The 15,522-nt window shown below is 71.5% G+C and carries 13 protein-coding genes and 1 riboswitch; of the genes, 6 read left to right on the forward strand and 7 right to left on the reverse strand.

The genetic code is table 11. From position 1 onward, the window contains the following. Positions 1-107 precede the first annotated feature (107 nt). Positions 108-1,025: a DUF4429 domain-containing protein gene (locus tag ACIQTP_RS45810; protein ID WP_403411879.1), complete on the reverse strand. Its 918-nt coding sequence runs from the start codon at positions 1,023-1,025 to the stop codon at positions 108-110. Positions 1,026-1,189: 164 nt separating this feature from the next. On the opposite strand from ACIQTP_RS45810, the gene ACIQTP_RS45815 reads away from it, so the two are divergent. Together ACIQTP_RS45815 and ACIQTP_RS45820 are read left to right on the forward strand one after the other, a co-directional pair. Then, positions 1,190-2,494, forward strand: coding sequence for a hypothetical protein (locus ACIQTP_RS45815; protein WP_403411882.1), 1,305 nt, complete (start codon positions 1,190-1,192; stop codon positions 2,492-2,494). A 234-nt stretch (positions 2,495-2,728) separates the two neighbouring features. Then, entirely contained in the window at positions 2,729-3,265 is a 537-nt protein-coding gene (locus tag ACIQTP_RS45820; RefSeq protein WP_403411885.1) for a DoxX family protein, read from the forward strand. A 130-nt stretch (positions 3,266-3,395) separates the two neighbouring features. Here the strand turns inward: ACIQTP_RS45820 and ACIQTP_RS45825 are convergent, their stop codons facing one another. Both ACIQTP_RS45825 and ACIQTP_RS45830 read right to left on the reverse strand, forming a co-directional pair. Continuing rightward, positions 3,396-3,620: a hypothetical protein gene (locus ACIQTP_RS45825; protein WP_403411888.1), complete on the reverse strand. Its 225-nt coding sequence runs from the start codon at positions 3,618-3,620 to the stop codon at positions 3,396-3,398. After that, positions 3,607-5,094, reverse strand: coding sequence for a PspC domain-containing protein (locus tag ACIQTP_RS45830; RefSeq protein ID WP_403411891.1), 1,488 nt, complete (start codon positions 5,092-5,094; stop codon positions 3,607-3,609). The genes ACIQTP_RS45825 and ACIQTP_RS45830 overlap by 14 nt, the downstream gene beginning before the upstream one ends. A gap of 178 nt (positions 5,095-5,272) precedes the next feature. Here ACIQTP_RS45830 and ACIQTP_RS45835 point away from each other — a divergent pair, with 178 nt between their 5' ends. Both ACIQTP_RS45835 and ACIQTP_RS45840 read left to right on the forward strand, forming a co-directional pair. Further along, a complete protein-coding gene (locus ACIQTP_RS45835; RefSeq protein WP_403411894.1) occupies positions 5,273-6,562 on the forward strand; it encodes a PspC domain-containing protein in 1,290 nt (429 codons plus the stop codon). Next, positions 6,559-7,416: a LuxR C-terminal-related transcriptional regulator gene (locus ACIQTP_RS45840; protein ID WP_403411897.1), complete on the forward strand. Its 858-nt coding sequence runs from the start codon at positions 6,559-6,561 to the stop codon at positions 7,414-7,416. Before ACIQTP_RS45835 ends, ACIQTP_RS45840 begins: the two co-directional genes overlap by 4 nt. Positions 7,417-7,502: 86 nt before the next feature. On the opposite strand, the gene ACIQTP_RS45845 is transcribed toward ACIQTP_RS45840, so the two are convergent. Both ACIQTP_RS45845 and ACIQTP_RS45850 read right to left on the reverse strand, forming a co-directional pair. Next, the gene (locus tag ACIQTP_RS45845) at positions 7,503-8,135 is read right to left on the reverse strand and encodes a hypothetical protein (RefSeq protein WP_403411900.1); all 633 of its coding nucleotides are present in this window, start codon (positions 8,133-8,135) and stop codon (positions 7,503-7,505) included. A gap of 140 nt (positions 8,136-8,275) precedes the next feature. Then, a complete protein-coding gene (locus ACIQTP_RS45850; protein WP_403411903.1) occupies positions 8,276-9,367 on the reverse strand; it encodes an NlpC/P60 family protein in 1,092 nt (363 codons plus the stop codon). A 413-nt stretch (positions 9,368-9,780) separates the two neighbouring features. On the opposite strand from ACIQTP_RS45850, the gene ACIQTP_RS45855 reads away from it, so the two are divergent. Beyond that, positions 9,781-10,134, forward strand: coding sequence for a hypothetical protein (locus ACIQTP_RS45855; protein WP_403411906.1), 354 nt, complete (start codon positions 9,781-9,783; stop codon positions 10,132-10,134). A 79-nt stretch (positions 10,135-10,213) separates the two neighbouring features. Here ACIQTP_RS45855 and ACIQTP_RS45860 read toward each other — a convergent pair whose 3' ends face one another. Continuing rightward, positions 10,214-11,188: a tellurite resistance/C4-dicarboxylate transporter family protein gene (locus tag ACIQTP_RS45860; RefSeq protein ID WP_403411909.1), complete on the reverse strand. Its 975-nt coding sequence runs from the start codon at positions 11,186-11,188 to the stop codon at positions 10,214-10,216. Between the two features lie 95 nt (positions 11,189-11,283). Next, the gene (locus ACIQTP_RS45865; protein ID WP_403411912.1) at positions 11,284-12,462 is read right to left on the reverse strand and encodes an NlpC/P60 family protein; all 1,179 of its coding nucleotides are present in this window, start codon (positions 12,460-12,462) and stop codon (positions 11,284-11,286) included. A 6-nt stretch (positions 12,463-12,468) separates the two neighbouring features. Then, a riboswitch (cyclic di-AMP (ydaO/yuaA leader) is annotated at positions 12,469-12,641 on the reverse strand. A gap of 314 nt (positions 12,642-12,955) precedes the next feature. Between ACIQTP_RS45865 and pcrA the strand changes: the two genes are divergently transcribed. Continuing rightward, entirely contained in the window at positions 12,956-15,454 is a 2,499-nt protein-coding gene (pcrA, locus tag ACIQTP_RS45870; RefSeq protein WP_403411915.1) for a DNA helicase PcrA, read from the forward strand. Positions 15,455-15,522 lie beyond the last annotated feature (68 nt).

Raw genomic sequence — 15,522 nt, forward strand, 5'->3', positions numbered from 1 at the left:
CCTCCACACCTACAACCACCACCGCTGCCACACCGCGCTCGGCGGCCAGCCACCGATCAGCCGCGTGAACAACGCTGCGGGTCAATACACCTAGGGTCGGACAGGCCCTAGAAACCCCGCAGTACGGCCGCCTTGGTCGCCGCGAACTCCTCGTCCGTGAGGACACCGTCGCGGTGCAGCTCGCCCAGCTCCCGCAGCCGGCGCAGCAGTACGTCGTGATGGTCGGCCTGGGCCGGTACCGGTGCTGTTACCGGTGCCGATCCTGGTCCCGCTGTGGCGGTGAGCCGCGGCGGGACGTCGACGTGCTCGGCCGCCCGGAGGGACGGGTGCGGCAGCCGGGCGGTCACCGCGGCGGCGACGAGCGCCGTGAGCAGGTCCCGGCGGGCGCTGCCCCACAGGTCGAGGGCGAACGGATCCTTCTCCGGCGGCAGTTTGGAGAACACGGTCTCGCGCGTCACGAACCGCAGAAACCCGTCCTCGTAACCGGAGTTGGGCAGCCACTCCACCTGCACCAGGTCCCCGACGGCGATGATCCGCGGTCCCGTCGCCCGCTTGACCCGGTCCGAGGTGTCCGCCCAGTCGATTCGCACCTGCGCGCCGTCGAAGGAGACCGTGCCGTCGCTGGACCGGACGGACACGGGCACGGGCGGCCCCGCGAGGAGGAAGGCCTTCGCCGGCTCCTTGGGGATCTGGTCCAGGAGCAGGGCGTGCCGGATCTCCTCGGCGACGTACTCGGCGACGCCGGTACGGTCGATGTCGACCGTCAGCCGGTACGGGTCCGCCGCGTCGGGGAGCCGCCCGCCGGTCGCCTGGAGCAGCGGATCGGCGCCCTCACGGAGCCTGAGGCGCAGTCTGCCGCGCTTGCGTTCGGGTTCGTAGACGATGCCTGAAACCGCCTCCAGGGGAACGGCGATCTCTCCGTACGTCTGCCGGAACAACGGCACGGAGCGGTGGAGTCCCGGCGTGATCCTGACCGTGCTGCCGTCGAAGGCCCAGGTCCCGTCGCGCTGGATGATCTCGGCCATGGGGAAATTCTCGCAGCCGGGTCAACACGGGGTCCCCCGCTTCACCCGCGCTGACCAGACCTGCCCGACGCGAGCACTGTTTCGTGCGGCACAATGCCCTGTCATCGCAAGGCAGTTGCAAGGCTTGCGAGGCGGCTCTCGGCGCGGGGAAGGCGGCAGCGGGCGTGGCGGTGCAGGAGGCGAGACACGGCGCGGAGCGCGGTGGCGGGCTCGGCGCGGGACAGGGGGCGGCGCACACGGGCGGCTGCACCTGCGGGGACTGCCCGCACGGGGCGCGCGAGGGGCACCGGCGCGCCGTCGCCGCGTTCCTCGCCAAGCGCGACGAGCTGGCGTCCGGACAGGGACTGCCCGCCGCCGTCGCGCACTCGGCGTCCGCGTCCCGGCAGTGGGTCTCCGACGAACTCACCCAGTCCGCCGACCTGGTCGCCGAGCGCGGACGCGTCGACGGCGAGGCATGGCTGGGACGCCTGTGGCGACGCACGGCGTACGCGGTGTGGGGAGCCGTCCTGACCCTGCTCGTCGTCCAGGCCCTCACGGCGATCGGCGCGGGCTGGACGGCGGCGCGCACGGCGGGCCTGCTGGCCGCCGTGGTGGTGGCCGCCGGGCTGACGGGCGCGGGCTGTCTGCACCGGGCGCGGGGCGGGGCCCTCGCCCCGGTCGTCGGCGAGGACAACCGCCTCTCCACCTCACGGGCGATGGCCGCCGGCTGGGTCCTGTTCGTCGTCTACGCCGTACTCGTCCTCGTGGGCCAACTGGCGGCGGCCTCGGCCCACGGCAAGCGCGACGATCTGATCGCCGGCCTCGAACTCGCCCGCGGTGCCGGTGTGGTGACCGTCGTCGCCGTCGTCTGCGCGATCGCGGTGCTGGTACGCCGGGTCGTGGGCCTGCGGGTCCTCGGGCAACGCCTGCAGAAGGTACGCGCGGACCGGCCGCGCGCCGCCGACCTCCTCACGGACGACTCCGGCCGGGGCAGTTTCGCCGACATCCAGTACGTCGTCGTCGGCGCCGTCGCCCTGGTCTTCGCGGCGGTACGGCTCGCCAGGCGCCCGGAACAACTGCCCGACCTCCCCTGGGGCCTGGCGCTCCTGGTCCTCGTCTCGGCGGCCACCTACCTCGCCGGGAAGTACGCCGAGGGCGGCCGCCCCGTCATCCTCTCCGTCGTCCGCTCCCGTGAGGCCGGCGACCTCGACGCGCCGATCCGCACCGGCGACGACATCGAGATCCGGGGCGCCGGTTTCGTCCCACCCGGCGCGCAGAGCGCGGACCGTCTGTCCCGCATGGTCGTCCGCATCGGCGCGGTGCATGTCCATGTCCCCCTGGTGCCGGTCCCCGGCGGCTTCAGCAACCCCACGGACGCGGTCCTGACCGTGCCGGTCCCGGTCGACGTGGAACCGGGCCGGGTGGAGGTCCAAGTGGTCACGGCAGCCGGAGTGGAGACAAACCGCTGCCAGATCGAGGTCACGGACTGAATCCCGCGGCTGCGGGCGGGGGCCTCGCCGGAGTCGTTCGACTGCGGGTGGGTGGGATAATTGGAGTCGTTCGACAGCGGGCCGGTGGGGGCCGTTCGCGCAGTTCCCCGCGCCCCTTGCGGGGTGCGCCCGCGCCATCAAGAAAACTGGCCCCGAGCGTTGAACGGGGATCCGTTCTCGTACGTATGGTTTGTTGAGGGGTCAACGGCACGTGGCGAGAGGCGGCGGAGAGCGATGACTCACGGTATGCGGTCGGACACCCAAACCCCCTATCTCGACGGCGGCGGACGAAACTGGCGGGACACCGCCACCCGCTACGCCCTGTTGCCCCTGCGCGTCTTCCTCGGCGTCACCTTCATCTACGCCGGCCTCGACAAACTCACCGACAGCGCCTTCCTCTCCAACTCCGGCTCCGGCTCGGTCGGCGACCTGATGCGCAACGTGCGCGACTCCTCCGCGATCCCGGCCCTCGTCGACCTCGCCCTGAAAAGCCCCGTCGGCTTCGGCTACGCCATCGCCTTCGGTGAACTGGCCGTCGGCATCGGCACCTTGATCGGCCTGCTCGCCCGTCTCGCGGCCCTCGGCGGCGCGCTCATCTCCCTCAGCCTGTGGCTGACGGTGAGCTGGGCCTCCGACCCGTACTACTACGGCAATGACCTCGCCTACCTGATGGCCTGGCTGCCCCTGGTCCTCGCCGGCGCATCGGTCTTCTCCGTCGACGCGGCCCTGCGCGCGAGGCGCAGCCAACGGTCCGGAAACCTCCGCCACTAGGACTAGGCGGCTACTAGGACCAGGCATCGCGGGTCAGCTCGGGTCGGTGCAGTTCAGCGCACGGCATCGCAGGGTGCCAGGCGCAGGGCGTAGACTGCCCCGCCCCGACCGGCGCTCCGTTCACGCCCCGCTACCCGGACACCCCCGCCCCCTGCCGCCGCAACCGTCGCCGGCGTATGCCATGGGTCAGGAACGCCACCGCGCCCGCCAGGCAGAGCCCACCCGTGACGACGGGGATGATCGCGAACCACGGTGTGTCCCACCAACCGCCCGCGTCGCCCGCGTAGGTGACGCCCGCGGCGGTGAGGAAGAGGCCGGCGACCAGCTTTCCCGGCTGGAACTCATGACGTGGCACGGATCACCTCCGCCTGTCCCACGCCGACCTGGAGGTTCAGGTCGAGCGTGCCGCCGTCCTTGCCGCCGGCCGGGGCCGGCAGGGTCACCCGCTTGTGCTTGCTGGGTTCCACGTCCACGTCCTTCTTGCCGTCGCCCGGCAACTGGATGTCCCCGACGCCCACGTCGATGTTCAGCTTCACGGTCGCGTCCTTGGGGACGATCACCTTCAACTGGCCCGCTCCCACCTCCGCGGTCGTCGTCACCGTCTGGCCCTTGGTGAGGCCGAGATGGGTGAGATCGAGGGTGCCCACGCCCGTGCCGAGGTCGAAACTCTCCGGCACGGCGGCAGCGGACCTGGGAGTCCACTCGACCCGCATCCAGTGGGTGCTGATGTCCTTCGGCATGGCCACGGAACCGGCCAGCAGCGCCGCCGTGATCACTGCGAGGAAGATCGACCCCGCGCCCGTACGCCCCACGAACGCGCTGAGTGCGATGCCCAGGCCGAACACCACGAGCGCGCAGGACAGACCGGTCTGCAGGCTGGTGGCGAGCGGATGGCCGTTCCACGTCAGGCCCGTGCCGAGGCCGCCCGCGACCAGTGCGAGCAGGAAGACCCAGCCGCCGATCCAGCGCGGGCCGCGCGGCTGCGGCTCACGGGCCGCGCGGAGGTCCCGTATGTCCGGGCGGGGCGTGCCGCGGGCGATGTTGCGCGCTGCCGCGACATCCCGGTCCCGCGCGTCCGGCGGGCCCCACAGATAGCCGGTGCCGCCCACGTGCGAGCCGTCCTTGACGATCGGATCGCGCCACCAGGAGGGGTAGGAGACGGGGACGGGCGGGGCCTGCGCCTCCGGCGGGGCGTCCGCCACGGCCTGGGCGGCGAGCGGGTCGGGGTCGGGGGCACCGCGCTGCTGCGACCAGTACCCCGCGCCCGCGAGAAGCAGGGAGAGGACGACGGCGAACGTCAGCACGCTGCCGTTGTTCAGCATCGACAGGAACACCCCGCAGCCGACCAGCGCGAAGAGCACGGCCGCCAGCGCGTGGCCGTCCACGCGGCCGGTGAGGAGCTTGCGGACCTCGTTCTCCTCCTCGTCGTCGTACGGAACGAACAGCCAGACGAAGCCGTAGAAGATGAGACCGATGCCGCCCGTCGCGGAGAGCACGGCGAGCACGATCCGGAAGATCACCGGGTCCATGTCGCACTGCCGCCCCAGCCCGGCGCACACACCGCCCAGCATCTTCTGCCGCCGGTCGCGCCGGAACCTGCGGGGGCCCTCGGGCGCGGGCGGCTCCCCGTGCGCGCGCGGTTCCTCACCTGTCGCGCCTGGCGCGCCTGGCGCTCCCGCACCCTCCGCGGCTCCCTCGGCGCTCGTGGCGGTGCCCGCGGCGGTGCCCGCGGAGGGCGGCACGGCGTCCCGCGGCCCGGCGCCCGATGGCGGGACGCCCGGGCCGGGGCCGGGATCCGGCTCCGCTGCCGCGTGCTGCTGATCTGTCATGTGTCCATGGTGACGGGCGGGAAGGCCCGGCGGCAGTCGGGACGACCCTGGCCGAACCCTGATATCGGCCCTGACGGGGGCGGGGGGAACCGTTCGAGCACCGATCTCTCGAAGATCAGGGGAGTCTCGGGGGTCGACCCTGATGCTCCTGCCCTCCGGCCGTGTGAACATCGATGGCATGCCGGAAGCCGCAGCAGTGCCCCTCGACGACCCGCGGCCCCCGCGCAAGCTCTACCGCAGCAGCGACGGGCGCTGGCTCGGGGGCGTGGCGCGAGGGCTCGCCGGGCATCTCGGGCTGCCCGTGATCTGGGTGCGGCTGGTGTTCGTCGGCCTGTTCATGGCGGACGGTCTCGGGGCGCTGCTCTATGCCGCGTTCTGGTTCTTCGTGCCGCTCGGGGTCGGCGGCGTCGACTCCGGGCGCACCCCGGCCTTCACCACCGAGACCGCCCCCGACGGCCGCCGCAGACTCGTGGCCCGCAAGCCGGACCGGGGCCAGATGGTCGCCCTGCTCCTCATGGTCGTCGTGGCCATGGTCTTCGTCGGCAATGTGAATCTCGGCGGTGGGGCAAGGGCCTATCTCTGGCCGACCGTTCTGGTCGGCGCGGGCGTCGCCCTGGTCTGGCGCCAGGCGGACAACGCGCGGCGGGCCCGCTGGGTCGAGGTCGGCCGTCGCCGACGTACGCTCACGCTGCTGCGCTCCGCGGCCGGTGTCCTGCTCGTCACCGCGGGCGTCTCCGGAATATTCGTGCTCCAGGGCTCGGCAGCCCACCTCGGTTCGGTCCTCCAGGCGGCACTCGCGGTCCTGGTCGGCACAGCGCTCCTCGCCGGCCCCTATCTCGTGCGCATGACCCAGGACCTCTCCGAGGAGCGCCTGATGCGCATTCGCGCCCAGGAGCGGGCCGAGGTCGCCGCCCACGTCCACGACTCGGTGCTGCACACCCTGACCTTGATCCAGCGCAACGCGGAGAACGCGAGCGAGGTGCGACGGCTCGCCCGCGCCCAGGAGCGCGACCTGCGCGCCTGGCTCTACAAACCGGAGGGCACCGGCAAGGACGAGGCGGACGAGCCCACGACCCTGGCCGAGGCGGTCCGCCGCAACGCGGCCGAGGTCGAGGACAAGCACGGCGTCCCCATCGAGGTCGTCGTCGTGGGCGACTGCCCGCTCGACGAGGGCCTGACCGCGCAGATGCAGGCCGCGCGGGAAGCGATGGTGAACGCCGCCAAGTACGGTGGCGAGGGCGGCGCCGTACAGGTCTACGCCGAAGTCGAGGGCAGGACGGTCTTCGTGTCCGTCCGCGACCGTGGTCCCGGCTTCGACCTCGACGGGATACCCGCCGACCGCATGGGCGTCAGAGAATCGATCATCGGCCGCATGGAGCGCAACGGCGGCACGGCGCGACTGCGCGCGGTGCCGGACGGCGGCACGGAGGTCGAGCTGGAGATGGAAAGGGCGGAGAAGACGTCATGAGCGACGTGAACGGACCGACCGGGCAGGCCCCGGCACCGAACGGGCCGGAGGATGCCGCCGTGGGTACGGCCGGGACCGGGGCCGAGGCGGCGACCGAGTCGACCACCGGGGCGGCCGCCGAGTCCGTCGCCGGTGTGGGCGCGCCCACGGGTTCGACCGCCGTCGGCGCCGACGCGACTGCTGCCGCGGGCGGACGGCGTGTGCGGGTCGTGCTCGTCGACGACCACCGCATGTTCCGTACGGGAGTACAGGCCGAGATCGGAGAGACCGAGCGGACCGGCGTCGAGGTGGTCGGCGAGGCCGCCGACGTCGACCAGGCGGTCACGGTCATCACGGCCACCCGGCCCGAGGTCGTCCTGCTCGACGTCCATCTGCCGGGCGGCGGCGGTGTCGAAGTGCTGCGCCGCTGCGCCCCGTTGATGGCCGACGCCCGGCAGCCGGTCCGTTTCCTCGCGCTCTCCGTGTCGGACGCCGCGGAGGACGTCATCGGCGTGATCCGCGGCGGCGCCCGTGGGTACGTCACCAAGACCATCACCGGCACGGACCTGGTGGACTCCGTCTTCCGTGTCCAGGACGGCGACGCGGTCTTCTCGCCCCGCCTGGCCGGATTCGTCCTGGACGCGTTCGCCTCCACCGACGCCCCGCCCGTCGACGAGGACCTCGACCGTCTCACCCAGCGCGAGCGCGAGGTCCTGCGGCTCATCGCCCGCGGTTACGCCTACAAGGAGATCGCCAAGCAGCTGTTCATCTCGGTGAAGACGGTCGAGTCGCACGTCTCGGCGGTCCTCAGGAAGCTCCAGCTGTCGAACCGGCACGAGCTGACACGGTGGGCCACCGCTCGTCGGCTGGTCTAGGTCCAGTCCGGTCGCGTCGAGAGGGGTTCAGGGCCACGTCCGCCGAACCCGCCGAACCCGCCGAACCCGCCGGAGGCGCCCGGTGCCTACCGGTGTTCCGCGTCGGGCGCCGGGCCCAGGATCCGTAGCGCCCAGCGGTAGTGGCGTACGGCCTTCATGATGCCGATGAGGCCGGTCAGCCACAGGATCAGGCCGATGCCCATGCCCTGGACGACATCGCTGTACAGGGGGTGGCCGGGCTCGGCCCGTGCGGCCGCCGTGAAGGACGTCCAGGCACCGATCGCGCAGACGCCGAGCGAGGAGAGCAGCCAGAAGAGGCTGAGACCGGGGGAGCGGAGCCGGGAGTCGGTCGCGGGGTGCCGGTCCAACTCGGACCAGGCGTCGAGCAGTCGGTGTATGTGGTGGTCCCGGCGGACGGAGAGGGCGACGGCGACGACGGTCGGGGCGAGCGCGGCCAGGCCCAGCAGGGCGAAGAGCGGGCCCAGGACGAAACCGGTGGGATCGCGCTGCTCGAGTTGTCGCAGCGGCAGCACCAGCAGCGCCCAGCCGACGATCGCCGCGAGCGCCAGCAGCCAGAGCAGCAGCACCCGGTGCACCCCGAGGCTTCGCCTGCGCAACTCCTCCAGCGCCCGCCCCCGGTCGGCCAGCAGCGCGGCCCGGTCCGGCCAGGTCCTGATGTGCGCGGGTGGCGGCGGAGGCGGCAGCAGGGAGCCGGGCATCAGAACCTCTCGGACGACGGAGCGTCGACGGAACGACGACGATGGGACGACGGAGCGATGACGACGGAAACAGAGTCCGCGCCGACGCTACCGTGATCCACTTCTCCGTCCGCACCACACCGCGGTCGTCCCCGCGTCTTTCACGCCACTCGGGTGGCTCCCGCGAACGGCATCTCGTCGACCGGCGCCAGCCGCACGGGCGCCGACGGGTTCGGGGCGTGGATCATCTGGCCGTTGCCCACGTAGATGCCCACATGGCTGATTCCCGAGTAGAAGAACACCAGGTCACCGGGGAGGAGTTCGGACCGTGAGACCCGGTGTCCGGCGTTGATCTGCGCGTACGTCGTGCGCGGCAGCGAGATGCCCGCGGCGCGGTACGCGGCCTGGGCCAGGCCCGAGCAGTCGAAGGCGTCGGGCCCGGTGGCGCCCCAGACGTAGGGGCTGCCGAGCTTCCCGTAGGCGTACGCGACGGCTTCCGCCGCGCGGGAGTTGGGCGCCGCGACGGAGCCGGGCGACGACACCGGGCCGAGGTCCCGCGCGGCGGAGCGCGAGGCGCGCTGCCCGGCGCTTCCCGTGCTCCCGGCGCCCCCGGCCGCTCCCAGGTCCCCGAGCTGCGCGCGCTGCTCGTCGGTGAGCCGCGACAGCAGTTGCCGCGCCGTGTCCAGCTTCCCGGTGATCGTCTTCCTGGCCCGCTTCAGTTCCGCCTGACGCGACTTGAGTGAGGCCAGCTCGACATGCGCGGCCCCGCGCAGCTGCTCGATCTCCCGCAGCTGCTTGCGTACCCGGGCCACGGCCTCCGCCTGCCGGCTGCCGGCCCGCTCGGCGAACGCGGCCCCTTCCAGGTACTGGTCGGGGTCGTCGGAGAGCGCGAGTTGCAGCGCGGGGTCCAGGCCTCCGCTGCGGTACTGCGCGGCGGCGATCGAACCCAGCGCGTCCCGGGCCGTGTTGAGCCGGTCCTCCTTGCGCGCCGCCTCGTCGCGCAGCGCGTTCAGCCGCCGCTCGGCCTTGTCGGCCTTGTCCTTCGCGCCGTCGTACTTCTGGGTGGCGACCTCCGCCTCCTCGTACAACTTGTCCACCTTGGCCTTCACCTGTGCCGGCGACAGCTGCGGGTCCGCGTGCCCCGTCCCGTCGAAGCCCGTCGCCGTGGCCGCGCCCGCGAGGGCGATGGTCGCGGCTGCGCGGGCCGTGTTTCCACCGAGCGAGCGCTGTCTGGGCTTTCGGTGCGCTGCCACGAGGGCCCACATCCTTCCCGGGGACTTGCGTACGACCGCCGGGGACGAGCGCGGTCAGCGGGGGACACGTCCGGCGGCGGCCCCACACAGGGGGAGCGGGCCGCCGCCGGACCTTTCTCGGCGGTGGTGTCCGGCTGCCGCCCCTGGCCCGGGCGGCGGTGGGGAGCCGGTCACCTGGTGGAGGACGCTAAACCTGGGAGTGATGTCCTGGTGACGCCATGTCCGGAAGTGGCGCCAGTGGATCGTGGGGTGACCGTATGTGACCGTGATCCCGGCCCGGCGCCGGCGACTTCACGCGGTGTGATGACCGATGGGGCGGTTCCGGGACAATCTGCGGTTCCCAGGTGGTAGGGGTCTACAGGGGGTGGGCCGGTGACAAGCGGGGTGAGGGCCGCCGATTAGGCTCCGGCTCCATGGACGTACTCATCCATCTCTTCGTCGGCCTGCACATCATCGGCATCGCCGCGCTCCTCGGCGGTTTCCTCACCCAGATGAAGGCGATGGGCCGGGGCACCGCCCGGTTCGTCCCCGCCATGCTGCACGGCGCGCTGACCATGCTGGTCACGGGCGTCGCCCTCGTCGGCCTCAACCAGGCCGACGACCACTCGGTCAACACCATCAAGATCGGCGTGAAGCTCGCCCTGCTGATCGTGATCCTCGGACTCGTCTATGTGAAGCGGGACGACGAGAAGGTGGACAAGGGCCTGTTCGGGCTCGTGGGGCTGCTCACGACCGCGAACATCTTCATCGCGGTGCTCTGGACCTGACGGCCCCCCGAAGGCCCCCACGGACGGCTACGGCACTTCCGGACACCCGACGGTTACGGCTCTTCGGGACCGCCGACGGCTACGGCTCTTCCGGACGCCTGACCGCTACGACCAGCACCGCCAGCCACGCCGCGACCGAGATCCACAGCAGCACCTGCCCGAGCCCCTTGAGCCAGCCGACGCCGATGGCGGCCGCGACCATCAGCGCCGCCGCAGCCGTCATCCCCAGCGGGAACACGGTCGCCCAGCGCAGCACGTCGTAGCGCGGGCGGGGCCACAGGGCCTCCGCCACGGCCAGCACGCAGTACGCGCCGAGGACGAGCACGAGCAGTGCCTCGGTCATCCAGCGCAGTACGCCGTTGTCGTCGTTGTTCCACAGGTAGATGTTCGCCTGGTACGCGAGGATCAGCTTCGACCCCGCCAGCGCCGAGATGGCGAGCGCGCCGCCCGCGACCCACTGGTCCCCGGAGCCCGTGGCGACCTCGCGGTAGTCGAAGTAGAACAGCGCCGCCGCGTAGAGCAGGAGACCCAGCCAGAACAGCACCAGCGCGGTGTGCGCCAGCCAGTCGGTGTGTGTCGCGGGGGCGAGCGTCGCGCCCAGCACCGCGAGCCCCTGCGTGGCCACACAGCCGAGGAACACCGCTCCGGGCATACGGGGCCGCCATTGCCGTACGACCAGGAAGAGCAGCCCCGGCCAGAGCACCGCCGACAGGGCGAGCAGGGCCTCGGCCGGCACCTCCCATCCCAGCGTGACCAGCCGCGTGCCGAGCACCGTGGTCGCCGCGACCGCGGTGAGCGCGCCCGGCGTAGCGGCCTCCGCCAGCCACCGCTCCCGCTCCCGCAGCAGCCGTACGACGAAGGCCGCGGCGAGCCCGAGCCAGCCGACGGCCGCCAGGGCCAGCACGATCCGGGACAGGATCTCGTAGCCGGTCTGCTCCAGCCCGACCGAGATGATGCCGGTGGCCAGGATCGCGGCTCCGGCGACCGGCGGACTCTGCGCCCACCGGGTGCGCAGGCCGGTCCACCGGGTGCCGGGCGGGGAGATGGCTGACATGGGCCCGATGCTAAGGACCTTCGGGCGGGTTGGCGGCGGGCCACGCGCGCGTGGAGCTCGATGAGCCCCACGCGCGCGTGCCGGGCGCCGAGGCGTTAGGCCGGACGCACCACGCTGTGGATGATCGAGTCGCCGCCGTAGAAGATCGACTCCTCGCGGACGTACGCGCCCGGCTTGGGGGCGTGGATCATCATGCCGTTGCCGATGTAGAGGCCGACGTGGCTGATGTCGTCGTAGAAGAAGACGAGGTCACCGGGCTTGATGTCGGCGAGCGAGACGGTCGTGCCCGCATTCACCTGGTCGTAGGTGGTGCGCGGGAGGGTGACGCCGGCGGCCTTCCAGGCGGCCTGGGTGAGGCCGGAGCAGTCGTAGGAGCCGGGCCCGGTCGCGCCCCAGACGTACGGCTTGCCGATCTGGGTGCGGGCGAAGGCGAGGGCTTTGTCGGCCTTGGCGGTGTACGAGGTGTCGGTGGCCGCATTCCCGGAGGTGCCGGCGGAGCCAGTGGTCCCGGAGGTGCCGGAACCCGTCTGTTGCCCGGCGGCCGCCTCCTGGGCCTTCTTCTCCGCCGCGGCCTGCTGTTGGGCCAGCTCCGCCGCCTTGCGGTCGGCCGCTTCCCGCTTCTTCCTCTCGATCGCCGCCAGCCGCGCCTTCTCCTCGGCGGTCAGCTTCGAGAGCAGCGAGCGCGCCTCGGCGAGCTTGCGCTGGACGTCGGCCTTGGACGTCCTGAGCGCGCTCTGCGTCGTGGTGAGTGTCTGCAGACTCTTGGAGGCCTCCGCACGCTTCTTGGTGGTGGCGGCCTGCTCGGTGACGTAGTCGTCGACGGCCGCCTTCTGGCGGGTGGTCAGACGGTTCATCAGCTGGGTCTGGTCGAAGTAGTCCTGCGGATTGTCGGCCAGCAGGAGGCTCGCGGTGTCGGGGGCGGCGGCGCCGGTGCGGTACTGCGCCGCGGCGAACGAACCCAGCTCCTCGCGCGCGGTGTTGAGCTTCTCGGTGCGCTGGGCCACGTCGTCGAGGAGGGAGTCGACGCGCTTGCGCTGCTGGGCGGTCTTCTCCCTGGTCGCGTTGTACTTCTCGGTCGCCGTCTCGGCCTGGTGGTAGAGGTCGTCGACCTTCTTCTCGACCTCTTCGACGCTCGGCTTGGAGTCGGCCGAGGGCGCGGCGTTCGCCGTCTGGGAGAGCAGGGCCACGGAGGTGAGGGCCGCCGTGGCGAGGGCGGGAGTCCGTATACCCGCTATGCGCGTAGCCGTAGGACTCCACTTGCGGTGCGACGCCAAGGTGGCGACTCCTTCCGTCATCCGCCTACCGAGTTAGCTGTCGGGTTCGGGCGGGTGCTTCCGGAAGGTTTGCCCTACGGTCCTTGCCCGCAGGGCGGTTGGACCGATTCACCCCAAGTTCGGTTGGGTCCCCGGCTCCGGCTGCCGCGTGGGCGCACCGGACTCGGCGGAGGCCGCACGGCCCGGCGACGTTCGCCGGTTGGGTCGAGCGGCCTGCCCGGCACGCTAGCCAACTCATAACTGTTCTGTGAAGTTTGATGTGCGATATGCCCGATACATTTTCGTGACCTTGATCTGGCGGGCCGTTGACCGTGGCTGACCGTGATGAACCGATCCTGAGCGGTGACGGCGTCCTGTGCGGTAAGAGGGGCGGGGTGCGGTAGGAGGGGCGGGAAAGCGATGCGGGAAGAGATCATGCGCGGTCGCGGAAAAACCGGTCGGGTTTCCAGGGTGGCCGCGGGTTGTCAGTGGGGCCGCCTAGACTCGGAGAGCGATGAGCAGCCTCTTTGATGACAGCTTTCTGGCGGACCTCCAGCCTTCCGGGGCCCACGAGGAAGAGCCCCCGCCGCCGCCCGAGGACGGGGCGCCGGAGCCGCTTCCGGACGACCTGTTCGGCGGCCGCTTCGACGTGCCCGCGAGCCGGGACGCCTACTACCGCGACGGCGCGCCCCGCCCCGCCGTGGACCCGGCGGCCCTGCTGGACGGGCTGAACGAGAACCAGCGCGCGGCCGTGGTGCACTCCGGCTCCCCGCTGCTCATCGTGGCCGGCGCGGGCTCCGGCAAGACCCGGGTACTCACCCACCGCATCGCCCACCTGCTGGGCGAGCGTCATGTCCACCCGGGCCAGATCCTCGCGATCACCTTCACGAACAAGGCCGCGGGCGAGATGAAGGAGCGCGTCGAGCAGCTCGTCGGCCCGCGCGCGAACGCGATGTGGGTCATGACCTTCCACAGCGCGTGTGTGCGGATCCTGCGCCGCGAGAGCAAGAAGCTCGGCTTCACCTCCTCGTTCTCGATCTACGACGCCGCCGACAGCAAGCGGCTGATGGCGCTCGTCTGCCGTGACCTGGATCTCGATCCCAAGCGCTTCCCGCCCAAGTCCTTCAGCGCCAAGATCTCGAACCTGAAGAACGAGCTGATCGACGAGGAGGACTTCGCCGCCCGGGCTGCCGACGGCTTCGAGAAGACCCTCGCCCAGGCCTACGCGATGTACCAGTCGCGGCTGCGTGAGGCCAACGCGCTCGACTTCGACGACCTGATCATGACCACGGTCAACCTGCTGCGCGCCTTCCCGGACGTCGCCGAGCACTACCGGCGCCGCTTCCGCCACGTCATGGTCGACGAGTACCAGGACACCAACCACGCGCAGTACGCGCTGGTACGTGAGCTGGTCGGCACCGGCACGCATGACGAGGACACCCCGCTCAGCGAGCACGACCTGCCCCCCGCCGAGCTGTGTGTCGTGGGCGACGCCGACCAGTCGATCTACGCCTTCCGAGGCGCGACGATCCGCAACATCCTCCAGTTCGAGGAGGACTACCCGAACGCGACGACGATCCTCCTGGAGCAGAACTACCGCTCCACCCAGACGATCCTGTCCGCCGCCAACGCGGTCATCGAGCGCAACGAGTCCCGCCGCCCCAAGAACCTGTGGACCAACGCGGGCGCGGGCGCGCAGATCACCGGCTATGTCGCGGACACCGAGCACGACGAGGCGCAGTTCGTCGCCGAAGAGATAGACCGTCTCACGGACGCGGGCGACGCGAAGGCCGGAGACGTAGCCGTCTTCTACCGTACGAACGCCCAGTCCCGTGTCTTCGAAGAGATCTTCATCCGTGTCGGCCTGCCCTACAAGGTCGTCGGCGGCGTTCGCTTCTACGAGCGCAAGGAGGTCCGGGACGTCCTGGCCTACCTGCGCGTACTGGCCAACCCGGAGGACTCGGTCCCGCTGCGCCGCATCCTGAACGTGCCCAAGCGCGGCATCGGCGAGCGCGCCGAGGCCATGATCGACGCGCTCTCGCAGCGCGAGAAGATCAGCTTTCCGCAGGCGTTGAAGCGCGTCGACGAGGCGTACGGCATGGCCGCGCGGTCCACGAACGCGGTCAAGCGCTTCAACACGCTCATGGAGGACCTCCGTACGATCGTCGAGTCCGGCGCGGGCCCGGCGACCGTCCTGGAGGCCATCCTCGAACGCACCGGCTATCTCGCCGAGCTGCAGGCGTCCACCGACCCGCAGGACGAGACCCGCATCGAGAACCTTCAGGAGCTCGCCGCCGTGGCCCTGGAGTTCGAGCAGGAGTCCGGTGGGGGTGAGGGCGAGGGCGAGACACCCGTCGGGCTCGCCGCCTTCCTGGAGCGGGTGGCCCTGGTCGCCGACTCCGACCAGATCCCCGACGAGGACGAGGACGGCTCAGGCGTCATCACCCTGATGACCCTCCACACCGCCAAGGGCCTGGAGTTCCCGGTCGTCTTCCTCACCGGCATGGAGGACGGCGTCTTCCCGCACATGCGCGCGCTGGGACAGGTCAAGGAGCTGGAGGAGGAGCGGCGCCTCGCGTACGTAGGCATCACGCGCGCGCGGGAGCGGCTGTACCTCACCCGTTCGTCCATGCGCAGCGCCTGGGGTCAGCCCTCGTACAACCCGCCGTCCCGCTTCCTGGAGGAGATCCCGGAGACGCACCTGGAGTGGAAGCGCACCGGTGCGACCGCTCCGGTGTCCTCGGGGCCCGTCTCCGGTGTGGCCGCCTCGCTGTCGTCCTCGCGTTCGCGGTCCGCGGCGTCCGGTGCCTCCGGCTTCGCGACGCGCCGCGGGATCTCCGAGAAGCCGGTGGTCTCGCTGACAGTCGGCGACCGGGTCACCCACGACCAGTTCGGCCTGGGCACCGTCGTCGGCGTGAAGGGGACGGGTGCGAACGCGGAGGCGACGATCGACTTCGGCGAGGCGAAGCCGAAGCGGTTGCTGCTGCGGTACGCGCCGGTGGAGAAGCTGTAGTTCCGCAGGGTGGCGGTTCGGAGCCCGGCGACGGCGTTCGGTCACGTCGTCGGGTGAGGGACCGCAGG

The organism is Streptomyces sp. NPDC090798 (assembly GCF_044768965.1).
Classification (GTDB): Bacteria; Actinomycetota; Actinomycetes; order Streptomycetales; family Streptomycetaceae; genus Streptomyces.

What these genes read in the sequence shown, in the direction of transcription:
- ACIQTP_RS45845 (WP_403411900.1), bottom strand. Translation starts at nt 8,135, where the DNA reads ATGCCCGGCTCCCTGCTGCCGCCTCCGCCGCCACCCGCGCACATCAGG.
- ACIQTP_RS45840 (WP_403411897.1), top strand. Translation starts at nt 6,559, where the DNA reads ATGAGCGACGTGAACGGACCGACCGGGCAGGCCCCGGCACCGAACGGG.
- ACIQTP_RS45820 (WP_403411885.1), top strand. Translation starts at nt 2,729, where the DNA reads ATGACTCACGGTATGCGGTCGGACACCCAAACCCCCTATCTCGACGGC.
- ACIQTP_RS45860 (WP_403411909.1), bottom strand. Translation starts at nt 11,188, where the DNA reads ATGTCAGCCATCTCCCCGCCCGGCACCCGGTGGACCGGCCTGCGCACC.
- ACIQTP_RS45810 (WP_403411879.1), bottom strand. Translation starts at nt 1,025, where the DNA reads ATGGCCGAGATCATCCAGCGCGACGGGACCTGGGCCTTCGACGGCAGC.
- pcrA (WP_403411915.1), top strand. Translation starts at nt 12,956, where the DNA reads ATGAGCAGCCTCTTTGATGACAGCTTTCTGGCGGACCTCCAGCCTTCC.
- ACIQTP_RS45855 (WP_403411906.1), top strand. Translation starts at nt 9,781, where the DNA reads ATGGACGTACTCATCCATCTCTTCGTCGGCCTGCACATCATCGGCATC.
- ACIQTP_RS45835 (WP_403411894.1), top strand. Translation starts at nt 5,273, where the DNA reads ATGCCGGAAGCCGCAGCAGTGCCCCTCGACGACCCGCGGCCCCCGCGC.
- ACIQTP_RS45830 (WP_403411891.1), bottom strand. Translation starts at nt 5,094, where the DNA reads ATGACAGATCAGCAGCACGCGGCAGCGGAGCCGGATCCCGGCCCCGGC.